This is a genomic window from Streptomyces sp. SID9727 (assembly GCF_010550605.1).
Lineage (GTDB): Bacteria > Actinomycetota > Actinomycetes > Streptomycetales > Streptomycetaceae > Streptomyces.
In genome coordinates, this window is the sequence record NZ_JAAGNI010000239.1 from 1 (window position 1) to 13,137 (window position 13,137).

Sequence of the window (13,137 nt, forward strand, 5' to 3'; positions counted from 1 at the left end):
GAATCGGCCGGCCGCGGTCCTCCGCGCAGCGCAGCGGCGGCCCGACCGCCATGCCGTTCCTGCGCCGCGCGCCACCGGCTCCTGCCGGTCGCCGCTCCGGCACCTGGCCCGCGGTCTCCTCGGGGGCGGCCGGCACGTTCCCCCGAAGGAGGGACGCGCGACGGGCGCGCGCCCCTACGGATGCCATGGGCGCGCAGGGGTGTGCGCTTGGGGCCGGCGGTCCACAGCCCCCGCACTGACGTGCGCGCCCGCTGCGGCGGGGTGTACTTCGTTCGGGTGAGCCGCCCGGATCGAGGTCTTCCGCTTCGCCCGCCGTCTGACATGGTGTGCCGTGCGTCGACGATCAACGTGCTCGGGGAGGGCCCGTGGAGCCGACGGCGAGGTCGGCGCCGCCCGGAGTGGCTGCGCGCCGTTCCCGGTCGCCGCAGCCGTCCCGTGCTCCGCCGTACGCGGCGGGCGCGGGCTGTCCCTATCCGTAGCCCTTGGAGCCATGGCCGTGCACGTTGCCCTCACCGGCGCCACCGGATTCCTCGGCCTGCGTCTGCTGCGTCGTCTGCTCGACACGCACCGGTCGGTGACCGTGCTCGCGCACGCCGGCTCGGGGGACGCGCTGCACCGCATCGTCCGGTTCTTCGAACTGACCGGCTCCGCCCCGGCGTTCACCGACGCGCTCCCCGAACGGCTGCGGGTGGTGGAGACCGACCTGGCGCAGCCCCGGCTGGGGCTGCCGGAGCGGGCGTTCCACGAGCTGGCCGACACGATCGGCGCGCTCTGGCACAGCGCGGGGAGCATCAATCTGGAAGAAGACCTCCCCGAGCTGCGCCGGACCAACGTGGAAGGGACGCGGCACGTCCTGGAGCTGGCCGCGGCCGGCCGGCTCAGGCCCCGGGTTCACCACGTCAGCACCGCGTTCGTGGCCGGCGCCCGGCGCGACGGCGTGGCGTACGAGGACGAGCTGGACGACGCCTGCGGCTTCGAGAACGCCTACGAACGCTCGAAGTACGAGGCCGAGTTGCTGGTGCACGACTGGTCACGGACGCACGGCCGGCCGGTCGTGGTCCTGCGGCCGAGCATCCTGGTCACCGACCTGCCGCCGCATCCCGAGCTGCCGTCACACCCGCTCCAGGTAATCGAACGGATCCTGCGGGAGGCGCGCGGTAGCACCGGCGCCGGGGGGCAGCGGGCCGGCGCCCCGGACATCCGGCCGCGCGTTCGGATGGTGGGGCACCCGCACGGCCGGCTCAACCTCCTCCAGGTGGAGCACGCGGCCGAGGTCATGGTGCGGTTGGCCGCACGGCCCCCTTCGAGCGGCGTCGACACGTATCACGTCGTCCATGACCGCGACGTCCCCGTGACGACGCTCGTGGACGTGCTGCAACGGCTCGTCCCGCTCTCGGTCGAGCTGGTGGCCAGCCGACCGGGCGCGCCGACTGCCCTGGAGGCGCTGCTGGACTTCTACCCGGGCACGACCGCCTACCTCGCGCACCGGCGGCGGTTCGACGACACCCGGGTCAGAGCGCTGCTGGGCGCCTCGGCCACGTCCGCCCCGGTGGGGGCCGACTACCTGCGGGCCGGCCTGGCCCCGCGCGCCCGGACGGTGCCCGTGCCGCCGGGCGGAGCGGCGGCCCCGCGCTCCGTTCGCTGCGCCTGACCCGCCGTCGTCCACCTGTTCCCGTTCCCCTCCTCCTCGTTCCGTTGGAGCTTCCCCGTGTCCGTCCTCGCAGCTTCCGGCTCCCCCGTGGGGGCCCGGGAGGTCTTCTCCCCCGACGGGATCGCCGCCTGCGCCCGGCGCATCCGTGAGCCCGTCCACCTGGTCAGCGGGCCGGACGGCCGTGAGCGGGGGCTCGCCCTCGGTCCCGTGCCTCCGGACCGGGTGCTCGGGACACTGCCGCCGCTGTACCCGGAGTGGCTCGGCGGCCGCACGTTCTGCGAAGCGCACGGCGTCCGGTTTCCCTACGTCGCCGGCGAGATGGCGAACGGGATCGCGACCACGGCCATGGTGGCGGAGATGGCGCGGGCGGAGATGCTGGGTTTCTTCGGCGCGGGCGGTCTGGCGTACGCGGAGGTGGCACGGGCGGTCGACACGCTCGTCCGCGAACTGGGCACGTCGCGGAACTGGGGCGTGAACCTCATCCACTCGCCGGCCGAGCCGGAACTGGAGCAGCGCGTCGCCGAACTCCTGCTGCGCCGCGGTGTCCCGGTGGTCTCCGCGTCGGCGTACATGGAGCTGACACCGGCCGTCGTGTGGTGTGCGGCCCGGGGGCTGCGCCGGGGCGCCGACGGGACGGTCGTCCGGCATACGCGGATGTTCGCGAAGGTCTCGCGGCCCGAGGTGGCGGAGAGGTTCCTCTCCCCCGCCCCCAGCGGGTTGCTTGAGCCGCTCGTGGCTCAGGGCCGGCTGACGCGGGAGGAGGCGGAGCTGGCGGCCTGCGTGCCGGTCGCCGAGGACATCACCGTGGAGGCGGACAGCGGCGGGCACACCGACAACCGGCCGCTTTCGGTTCTGCTGCCGAGGATCGCGGCGCTGCGCGACGCGGTCTGCCTGCGGTACGGCTATCGCAGGCCCGTCCGGATCGGCGCGGCGGGCGGGCTCGGCACACCCGACGCGGTGGCCGCCGCCTTCGCCCTCGGCGCGTCCTACGTGGTGGTGGGGTCGGTGAACCAGACCGCTGTCGAGGCCGGCCTGTGCCCGGAGGCCAAGGCCATGCTGTGCGAGGCGGACATCGCCGACGTGGCGATGGCGCCGGCGGCCGACATGTTCGAGCTGGGCGTGAAACTGCAAGTGCTGTCGCGGGGAACGATGTTCGCCCAGCGGGCCGGCCGGCTCCACGCGGCGTACCGGGCGCACGGCTCGTTGGAGGAGATCCCGCCCGCTCTGCGGACCACGCTCGAACGAGATGTGCTGGGCGCGTCGTTCGGCGAGACCTGGCAGCGCACACGGTCGTTCTGGGAGCGGCGCGATCCCTCCGAGATCGCGCGCGCGGAGGCGGATCCGAAGCACCGGATGGCCCTGGTCTTCCGTTGGTACCTGGGCAGTTCGAGCCGCTGGGCGATCGAAGGCCGGACGTCACGGCGCGCGGACTACCAGATCTGGTGCGGGCCTTCGATGGGGTCCTTCAACCGGTGGGTCTCGGGCACACCGCTGGCCGATCCCGCGAACCGGACCGTGGTCGGGATCGCTCTCCACCTGCTGGAGGGGGCCGCGGTACTGACCCGTGCCCACCAACTGCGCACTCATGGCCTTCCGTTGCCGCCCGAGGCGTTCACGTACGTTCCGTGCGAGGCGGCATGAGCCGCCCGGGCGTCCCGCGGCCCGCCGCCCGAGGCGACGAGGTACGTGCCTCCGCGCTCAGCCGCGACCCCGTCGCCGTGGTGGGGGTGGGCGCCCTGGTGCCCGGTGCGACGGACGCGGCCGGATACTGGCGGCTCGTGACCGGGGGGCGGGACCTGATCACGGAGGTGCCCGCGTCCCGCTGGCGGGTCGAGGACCACTACGACCCGGACCCGGCGGCCCCCGACCGGACGTACGCCCGCCGGGGCGCCTTCCTGCCGGAGGTCGGATTCGACCCGATGGCGTACGGCGTCCCCCCTGCTGTCCTGTCGTCGACGGACAGCTCCCAGCTGCTCGCCCTGATGGTCGCCGACCAGGTGCTGGCGGACGCCGGGGGCAGGGAGCGGCTGGATCCGGACCGGACCGGTGTGGTCCTCGGCGCGGCGGCCCTGGAACTGCTTCCGCACATGTACGCGCGGACACACCGTCCGGTATGGCTCGCCGCTCTCCGCGAGAGCGGGTTCCCGGAGGCCGACGCGCAGGCGGTGTGCGACCGGATCTCGGCCCGGTTCGCGCCGTGGCGCGAGTCGACGTTCCCCGGGCTGCTGGGCAACGTCGTCGCGGGCCGCATCGCCAACCGGTTCGACCTGCACGGCATCAACCACACCACCGACGCGGCCTGTGCCAGTTCGCTGGCCGCCCTGTCGACGGCCGTCGGTGAACTGGCCCTCGGCCGGGCGGACCTGGTGATCAGCGGGGGTGTGGACACGGGCAACGACGTCGGCATGTTCCTGTGCTTCTCCAAGACGCCCGCACTGTCCCCCAGCGGGGACTGCCGGCCGTTCTCCGCGGCGGCGGACGGGACCATGCTGGGCGAGGCCGTCGTCATGTACGCCCTGAAACGGCTGTCGGACGCGGAGCGGGACGGCGACCGCGTCCACGCGGTGATCCGCGGCATCGGCACCTCGTCCGACGGCCGCGGCACCGCGATCTACGCACCGCTGCCCGAGGGCCAGGCGCGGGCCCTGAGGCGCGCGTACGAGGAGGCGGGCTACGGGCCGGAGACGGTGGAACTCGTCGAGGCGCACGGCACCGGGACCAAGGCCGGGGACACGGCCGAACTGGCGGCCTTGAACGAGGTGTTCGGGGCATCGCGGCGGCCGGACGGGCAGTGGTGCGCGATCGGCTCGGTCAAGTCCCAGATCGGCCACACCAAGTGTGCGGCGGGCGCGGCGGGACTGCTGAAGGCTGTCATGGCCCTGCGCCACCAGGTGCTGCCGCCGACGGTGAAGGTCGAGCGGCCGAACCCGGAGGCGGCCCGGCCCGACGGCCCGTTCTACGTGAACACCGAGACGCGTCCGTGGGTACGGCCTCCGGGCCATCCGCGCCGGGCATCGGTCTCCAGCTTCGGGTTCGGCGGCAGCAACTTCCACGTCACGCTGGAGGAGTACGTGCCTTCGGGCGGCGGGGCCCGGCCGGTGCCGCGTCACCGCTCGGCGCCGAGCGAGCTCGTCCTGTTCAGCGGGGACTCCCCCGGCGGACTGGTGCCTCCGCCGGCGGAGGGGGACCGCCCGCTCGCGGCACTGGCCCGGGAGAGCCAGGCGTCCTTCGACCCCGCCGCCCCGGTGCGCCTGGCGATCGTGGCCGCCGACGGGGAGGACCTGCGGGAGAAGTACGACCGTGCCCTCGCGCTGGCCGGGCAGCGCCCCGGCACGGCGTTCGCCACACCGTACGGGGCCCGGTACGCGTGCGGAAATCCGGCTCCCGGCCGGATCGGCTTCCTGTTCTCCGGTCAGGGCTCGCAGTACGTCGGGATGGGCGCCGGCGCGGCCATGCTGGTCCCCGCGGCACAGGCCGTGTGGGACCGCCTGGGAGGCACCGCCTTCGACAGACAGCCGCTGCACCGTGTGGTGTTCCCGCCGCCCGCCTTCGGCGACGAGGAGCGCGCGGCCCGGCAGGCGCTGCTGGACGCCACCGAGTGGGCGCAGCCGGCGCTGGCGGTGCACGCGCTGGCGCTGCTGGAGGTGGTGCGGCAACTGGGGCTGCGCCCGGACTGTGTGGCGGGGCACAGCTTCGGTGAGCTGACGGCGCTGCACTGCGCGGGCGTGCTGGACGCAGGGGCACTGCTCGGCCTCGCCCGGCGCCGTGGCGAGCTGATGCGGGATGCGGCGGGCGTGCCGGGGGCGATGCTGGCCGTGGCGACGGACCGTGCCCACGTCGCGCGGGTGCTGGCCGACGGGGCGTTCGGGGACGTCTGGCCCGCGAATCACAACGCGCCTCGCCAGGTGGTCCTTTCGGGCTCGGCGGACGCTGTCGCACGCGCCGGGGAGGCGTTCGCCGCCGAGGGTGTGGCCACCCGGCGGCTGGCCACGTCGACCGCCTTCCACAGTCCGGTCGTCGCCCCGGCCTCGGAGCCGCTGGCCGCGTACCTGCGCTCGGTACCGCTGAGAGCGCCGGGGATCGAGGTCTACGGCAACGCGGACGCGGCACCGTACCCCACGGACCCGGAGGAGGTGCGCCGCCGGATCGCCGGCCACCTCGCCGCACCGGTGCTCTTCCAGGACCAGATCGAAGCCATGTACGCGAGCGGGGTGCGCACGTTCGTCGAGATCGGCCCGGGCAACGCGCTGACCGTTCTGGCCGGCCAGACCCTCGGCGACCGGCCGCACACCGCCGTCTCCCTGGACGGGCCCGGCCGGAGCGGAACCGGCGGCCTGCACGCGGCACTCGGCGAGCTGTCCGTGCGCGGTGTGCCCCTCGACCTCGGCGCTCTCTGGGCGCCCTACGACTCGCCCGAGACCTCAGCGAAGGAGCGCGAGCCCCGAATGACGGTGAAGATCAGCGGAGCCAACCACGGTCAGCTTCCCCCGCCCCGTGCCGCGACCGCCGGACCGAACGGTGAGCCGGAGCCCCGGCCGCGTCCCCCGCACGTACCCGAACCCGAGATCCAGGCGGCCCCCATGCCCGCGTACCTCCCCTCCCCCGTGCCCGTGCCCCCGGAGACCGCGGAGGCTGTCACCGAGCCCGGGACGCCGATTCCGCTGGGCCCGGACCTGTACGCGGCCGTGGACCGGATGCACCGGCAGACGGCGGAGGCCCACGCGGCCTGTCAGCGCATGCTGGTGGACAGCCACCTGGCGTTTCTCCGGATGACCGAGACGAGCATGTCCGCGATGCTCGGCGTCCCGCTCGTCGGGGACGCGCCCGTCCTTCCGGCTCCCGCACCACCGCTGCCGGCCCCCCGGCCCGCGGCGCCCGCGGCGGAGGCGGTGCCGGCTCCCGCGTTCGCACCCGTACCGCCGGCTCCCCTCGCCCCGGCGGCCGGGCCTGCCCCCGCCGCTCCGGCACCGGCCGCGGCCATCGCGTCCGTTCCGGCCGATGACGCCGTGCCGCGGTCCCTCTCGCCCTCGGAACTGCGGGACGTCCTTCTGTCGGTGGTGGCCCGGCTCACCGGCTACCCGGCCGAGATGCTCGACGTGGACATGGAGTTGGAGGCGGATCTGGGCGTCGACTCCATCAAGCGCGTCGAGATCCTGTCGGCCGTCCGCCGCGAAGTGGGCGACCTGGCGTCCGGGGACGTCGGGCACCTGGGGCGGCTCCGCACGTTGCGCGAGATCATCGATGCGCTGGTCACGGGTCCCGCGCCCGTGGAGGCGCCCGCCGCCGTCCCGGAGGACGGCGCTCCGGAGGGGGCCGGGTCTCCCGTCCCCGATGCCCACTCCGGCGAGGACGTGACCCTGACGCGGCTCGTGCCGCACCTGGTGGAGACCCCCGCGTCCGGCCTGGCGACGGCGGGGCTGCTGGACGGGCCGGTCGTGATCACCGGCGAGGGTCCGGACGGATGCGGGCTGACCGGTCTCGTCGCCCGGAAGCTGGTGGAGCGGGGCGTGGACGCCACCGCCCTGGCCGAGGTGCCGTCGGGCGCGCGGGCCGTCGTCCATCTCGGCGCGCTGACCGCGGCCGGTGCGCCGGACGAGGCGAGGGAGGTCCACCGTTCGGCGCTCCGTGCGGCGCGCACGGTGGCGGCGCGGGCGGACGAGGGCGGTGCCCTGTTCGTGGCCGTGCAGGACACCGGAGGCGACTTCGGCCTCGGCGGCCGCGGCGGCGAGCGTGCCTGGCTGGGCGGGGTCGCCGGACTGGTCAGGACAGCGGCGAAGGAGTGGCCGGACGGGTCGTGCAGGGCCATCGACTGCGAGCGGGGCGGCCGGGACGACGAAGCGGTCGCCGAGGCGGTCGTACGGGAGTTGCTCGACGGCGGGGCCGACCCGGAGGCCGGTCTCCGGGCCGACGGCTCACGGCACGTCCCGCGCCTGCTGCCCGCCCCGGCCGCCCTCTCCGGTGACGTCCGGATCACCTCCGCTTCGGTGATCGTGGCCACCGGCGGCGCCCGGGGGGTGACTGCCGCCGCCCTGCGGGACCTGGCCGGGGCCCACCGTCCGAGGATCGCGCTGCTGGGCAGGACCGACCCGGACGCCGAGCCCGACGGGCTCGGCGCGGCGACCGACGAGGAAGCGCTCACCCGCCTGCTGGCCCGGCGTGCCGAGGGGGCCGCGTCGGGCGCGTCACCCGCGCGGATCGCGGCCCGGGCGCGGGAGATCCTGGCCGCGCGAGAGGTGCGGGCGACACTGGCGGCCCTGGAGGCGGCCGGCTCCCCCGTGCGGTACGTCCAGGTGGACACCCGCGACGGGGATGCCGTGGCCGCGGCCCTGCGCGAGGTCCGTGACACGTGGGGCCCGGTCACCGGCCTGGTGCACGGCGCGGGGGTGCTGGCCGACAAGCGGATCGCCGACAAGACCGACGAGCAGGCCGAGCTGGTGATGTCCACCAAGGTGGACGGTCTGCGGGCCCTGCTGGCGGCCACGGCCGACGATCCTCTGGACACGATCGTTCTGTTCTCCTCGGTGGCCGCCGTGTTCGGCAATCCGGGGCAGTGCGACTACGCGATGGCCAACGAGATCCTGCACCAGGTGGCGTCGGCGGAGCAGGCCCGCCGCCCCGGCTGCCTGGTGCGGTGCGTTGCCTGGGGGCCCTGGCAGGGCGGGATGGTCACCCCGTCCCTCGCGGCGCACTTCCGCCGGTCCGGAGTGCCGCTCATCCCCCTGGCGCCGGGCGCCGCCGCCTTCACGGCCGAGGTGGCCGGCCCGGCCGGTGAGCCCAGGGTCGTGCTGGTGGCCGGGGACGACCCGGCGGCCGTCGCACCGGCCGGCGGCCCGTCCAGGGCGCAGGTCCTCGTGCACGCGGACTCGCTGCCGCAGCTGGCGGACCACGTGCCCGCCGAGGTGCCGGTGCTGCCGGTGGCGATGGCCCTGAACTGGTTCGCGGGTGCCGGCGCGGCATGGCTCCCGGCTCCCGGTCCACTCGTCGTGCGGGAATTGCGGGTGTACCGGACGTGCGCCTTGCCCGACCTGGCGGGCGGGGGGCACCGGCTCACCCTGCTCGGCAGCCGGGGCGCGCCCGGTGCGCCGTCCGGGCTCGAGGCCGAACTGCGGGGCGAGGACGGTCCGGCGTACTGCCGGGCGGTGCTGGACACCGGGGCCGGCCGGCCTGCCCCGGGGGCCTGGGCGGCCCCCGAGTCCCTGAAGCCGCTCGGCCCGGCCGGCCCGTACGGGGGGACGGCCCTGTTCCACGGCCCCCGGTTCCATGCACTGCGCGCGGTGCGCGGTGTCTCGGAGGACGGCGCCGACGCGGTCGTCGCGGGTGTGCGCGGTCTGGACTGGGCGGGCGCTCACTGGGCGCTGGACGCCGCCGCGGTGGACGGCGCCCTCCAACTCGCCCTGCTGTGGGCCGAGGTGGCCCTGGGAGCGGAGACGCTGCCGATGGCGGTGGCCGAGTGCCGCGTGCACCGGCGCGGCCCGGTGGACGGCGATGTGCGGTGTGTGGTGCGGGGCCGGAAGGCGCATGCCACGGGCGCGCGGTGCGACGCGGCCCTGATCGACGCCGACGGAAGTGTCCTGTTGGAGCTGACCGGCGTGGAACTCGTCCGCCGCCCTTCCTGACACCACCGGCCCCCCTGCCTCCGCCTTCCCGCCGCTGAAGTGAGCATCCGCATGGATTTCGAACCGATCGCCGTCGTCGGCCGGGGCTGTGTGCTGCCCGGTGCCCTGGACCCCGACACGTTCTGGGCGAACATCGCCGCCGGCCGCACCAGCCTGTCGGCCGCCCCGGCCGGACGTTGGCGGGTCCCGCGCGATCGGGTCATGGGCTCGGTGGACGACCATGTCGACCGCACCTGGACGGAGACCGGCGGGTACGTCGAGGGGTTCGAGTCCGTCTTCGACCCCAGCGGTTTCGCGATCGGAGCCGAGCGGATCGGTGCGCTGGACCCGCTGTTCCACTGGGTCCTGTACGGCGCCCGGCAGGCGCTCGCCGAGGCGGGCCGGCCGGGGCCGTTGCCGCGCGGGGGTCTGGTGCTGGGCAATCTCTCCTACCCGACGGAGGCCGGGGCCGCCTTCGCCGAACACGTATGGCTGTCGGAGCAGCGCCCACCGCTTCGCGACGCTCTGCTCCGGGGCGGGCGCCGTGCGCGCCCCGATGCCCGTAACCGCTTCTCCTCCGGACTGCCGGCGGCGCTCGCGGCCCGGGCGCTCGGGCTCGGGGCCGGGGCGTGGTCCCTGGACGCGGCCTGCGCCTCCTCCCTGTACGCGGTGAAGCTGGCGTGCGACCGGCTGCACGACGGCACCGCCGACCTCATGGTGGCCGGTGCGGTCAGCCGGCCCGACCCGCTCTATCTCCATGTGGGGTTCTGCGCCCTGTCCGCGACCAGCCGGACGGGGCGCAGCCGACCGTTCCAGCGGGACGCGGACGGGCTGGTGCACGGCGAGGGTGCCGGGTTCGTCGCGCTCATGCGGCTGCCGGACGCGGTGGAGGCCGGGCTTCCGGTGCTCGGCGTGATCCGGGGCGCGGGGCTCTCCAACGACGGGCGCGGCGCCGGGCTGATCAGCCCGTCGGAGGAGGGCCAGGTGCGGGCCATGCGTCTGGCGTACGCGAGGGCGGGCGTCGCGCCCGATTCGGTGACGCTGGTCGAGTGCCATGCGACGGGAACGCCCGTCGGTGACGCCGTCGAGGCACGGGCCATAACCCGGGTCTTCGCGGGCGCGGCGGACGTGCCCATCGGCTCGGTGAAGTCGAACATCGGGCATCTGCTGGCCTCGGCGGGCATGTCCGGGCTGCTGAAGGTGCTCGGCGCGCTGGGGGCGGGGGTGCGTCCGCCCACACCGGGTGTCCGACGGCCGCTGGACGCGCTGTCGGGCACACCGTTGCGGGTGCTGACGGAGCCGGAGCAGTGGACGGGGCCTCGCCGGGCAGCGGTGAGTGCCTTCGGTTTCGGCGGAACCAACGCCCACGTCGTCGTGGACCATCCCGACGAGGTGCGCCGGCCCGCCGTGCCCCGGCCGGCCCGGAGGTCTCCGGACGCTCCGGAGCGTCGGGCGCCCGTGGCCATCGTCGCGGTCGGCGCCCGGGTGGGTGACGGGACGTCCGCGGAGGATCTGCGCCGGGCCGTCCTGGGCGGTGAACGGCGAGGTCCGGCGAAGGAGTGCGCCGTAGCACTCACGGGCCTGTGCTTCCCGCCGGTGGCTCTGGAGCGAACCGTACGACATCAGCTTCTGGTCCTGGAGGCCGCCCGGGACGCGGTACGGACGGTGACCCTTCCGCGTGAGCGGACCATGGTGGTCATCGGCATGGGGGTGGATCCGGAGGTGGCGCGTGCGGGGGCCCGGTGGCGGGTGCCGCACTGGCTGGAGGAGGCGGGGCAGGCGGGCGCCGTGCCGGCGGACCGGGCGCGGGACGCGTTCGCCCCGGCGATGACGGCGGAGGGGGTGGTGGGGAGCATGCCGAACCTCGCGGCCAATCGCATCAGCACCCAACTGGATCTGGGTGGACCCGGGTTCACCGTATCGGCGGAGGAGGCGTCCGGGCCGGTCGGACTGGAGCTCGCGGCGCGAGCGCTGCGTGCGGGCGAGGCCGGTGCCGCGCTCGTGGGCGCCGCCGACGTGTCCTGCGAGGCGGTGCACCGGGCCGCACTGAGGGAGTTGGGGCATGACAGCGAGCCGGGGGACGCGTCCGTCGTCCTCGTACTGAAGCTGCTGGATACCGCGCGCAGGGACGGCGACGAGGTCGTCGCCCTGCTCGACGACGGGTGCGACGACGAACCCGATCTGGTGATCGGCGACGGTCCGGACGCGGCGTTCGATCCCTCGGCGGCCTTCGGGCGCGCGCACGCGGCGTCCGGGCTGGTCTCCGTCGCCGTCGCCGCGATCGCCCTCCAGCACCGTGCCGTGCCCCGGCCGGACGGCCCGGCCGACACCGGGGCGGTCCCCCACACCGCGCGGGCCGTGGTGACGCCGGTGGAGGGGCCCGCCGTGCACGTACGCCTCCGCGCGGGGGATGCGCGGCCGTGGCTGCGCGGGCCGGCTCCGCGCCTGCGTGTGTACTCCGGTGCGGACCGCCACGAGGTGTTGGCCGCGATGGACGCGGACGTGCGCTCCGACGCGGGGCCCGCACGGCTGGCATGCGTGACCGACGGGGACGGCGTATCCTCGGAGCTCGCAGCGGCGGCCCGCCGCTGGCTGTCCGAGGGCGGGCCGCGGCCGGCGGGCGTGCGGTTCCGGGACCGGCCGGTGAGCGGGCAGACCGCGTTCGTGTACACCAACGGCTCGGCCGCGTACGAGGGAATGGGCCACGAGCTGATGCTCGCGCTGCCCTCGCTCGGTGCGGACGTACGGGAAGCGCACCACGCGATCGGTACGCGGCTGCGGTCCGGGCCGCCCGGCGGGGTGCTCCGGCAGATCTGGTGCGCGGCCGAACTGGCGGTCGGTCACACGGTGTTCAGCCGGGACGTGCTCGGGCTCCGCCCGGATGCCTCGCTCGGGTACTCCTCCGGTGAGTCGACCGCACTGGTCGCGCTGGGTGGCTGGCCCGACGCCTCGGGCCTGTACGAGGCGACCCGGGACAGCGGTCTGTTCACGACCGAACTCACCGGCGAGCTGCGGGCGGTGCGGCGCCACTGGCGGCGCCACGGCATCAGGGGCTCCCGGTGGTCGAGCTATCTGGTCGGTGCGAACGCGGATGCCGTCCGTGCGGCGCTCGCCGGGGAGCCCGCCGTCCATCTGCTGGCGGTGAACGCGCCCGGTGTGTGTGTCGTCGGCGGCGAGTCCGAGGCGTGTGCGGCCGTCGTGGGCGGGCTGGGCACCGAGTTCGCCGTCGAGCTGGACTACGACTTGGCGGCCCACGCCCCGGAGCTGGCGGAGGTCCGCGAGGTATGGCGCGCGACCCACCACCGCCCCACCGCGGAGGTGCCGGGCGTGCGGTTCTACAGCGGAGCCACCGGGCAGGCATATCCGCTGACGGCCGAGGGAGCGGCCGACGCGGTCACCGCCCAGGGCATGGGCACGATCGACTTCGCGGCGATGGTGGAGCAGGCGTGGGCGGACGGCGTCCGTGTCTTCGTCGAGCACGGGCCGCAGAAGCTGTGCACCGGGTGGATCAAGCGGGTGCTGGGCGACCGGGAGCACGTCGCCGTGGCACTGGACGCCCCCCGGGACACCGGGCTGCGGCAGTTGTGCCTCGCGGTGGCCGAACTCGTCGTCGCCGGGGTGCCGGTGCGCGCCGGTGAACTGCTCGGCCGGCTCGCGGACGCCGCTGCGGAGCTCCCCGGACCAGGGCCCTCGGTGCCCCTGTCGCCGGTCCCGCCTCCGCGTCTGCCCCATCCGGCGCCCTCCCTGCCGGCCCTCCCCCGGGCCCCGCGCCTGGCGCCGGTCCCCGCTCACCTTCCGGGGCGGACCGCGGCTGTCCTTGTCCCGTCGGCGCGGGAGCCGGGCGGGACCGGGTCCGGGGCCGTCGGGGACCCGGGGGCCGAGGGTCCCCGG

General features: G+C 75.5%; 4 protein-coding genes. All 4 read left to right on the forward strand.

From position 1 onward, the window contains the following. Window positions 1–490 precede the first annotated feature (490 nt). Window positions 491–1,651 carry an SDR family oxidoreductase gene (locus G3I41_RS15435; RefSeq protein ID WP_164400781.1) on the forward strand — a complete coding sequence of 387 codons (1,161 nt, stop codon included), beginning with the start codon at window positions 491–493 and terminating at the stop codon, window positions 1,649–1,651. A gap of 57 nt (window positions 1,652–1,708) precedes the next feature. After that, the gene (locus G3I41_RS15440) at window positions 1,709–3,292 is read left to right on the forward strand and encodes a PfaD family polyunsaturated fatty acid/polyketide biosynthesis protein (RefSeq protein ID WP_164400782.1); all 1,584 of its coding nucleotides are present in this window, start codon (window positions 1,709–1,711) and stop codon (window positions 3,290–3,292) included. Then, on the forward strand, window positions 3,289–9,267 hold the full coding sequence (locus tag G3I41_RS15445; RefSeq protein ID WP_164400783.1) for a type I polyketide synthase: 5,979 nt from the start codon (window positions 3,289–3,291) through the stop codon (window positions 9,265–9,267). Before G3I41_RS15440 ends, G3I41_RS15445 begins: the two co-directional genes overlap by 4 nt. A 51-nt stretch (window positions 9,268–9,318) precedes the next feature. Continuing rightward, on the forward strand, window positions 9,319–13,137 hold a 3,819-nt coding region (locus tag G3I41_RS15450), incomplete at its 3' end, for a beta-ketoacyl synthase N-terminal-like domain-containing protein (RefSeq protein WP_275408417.1).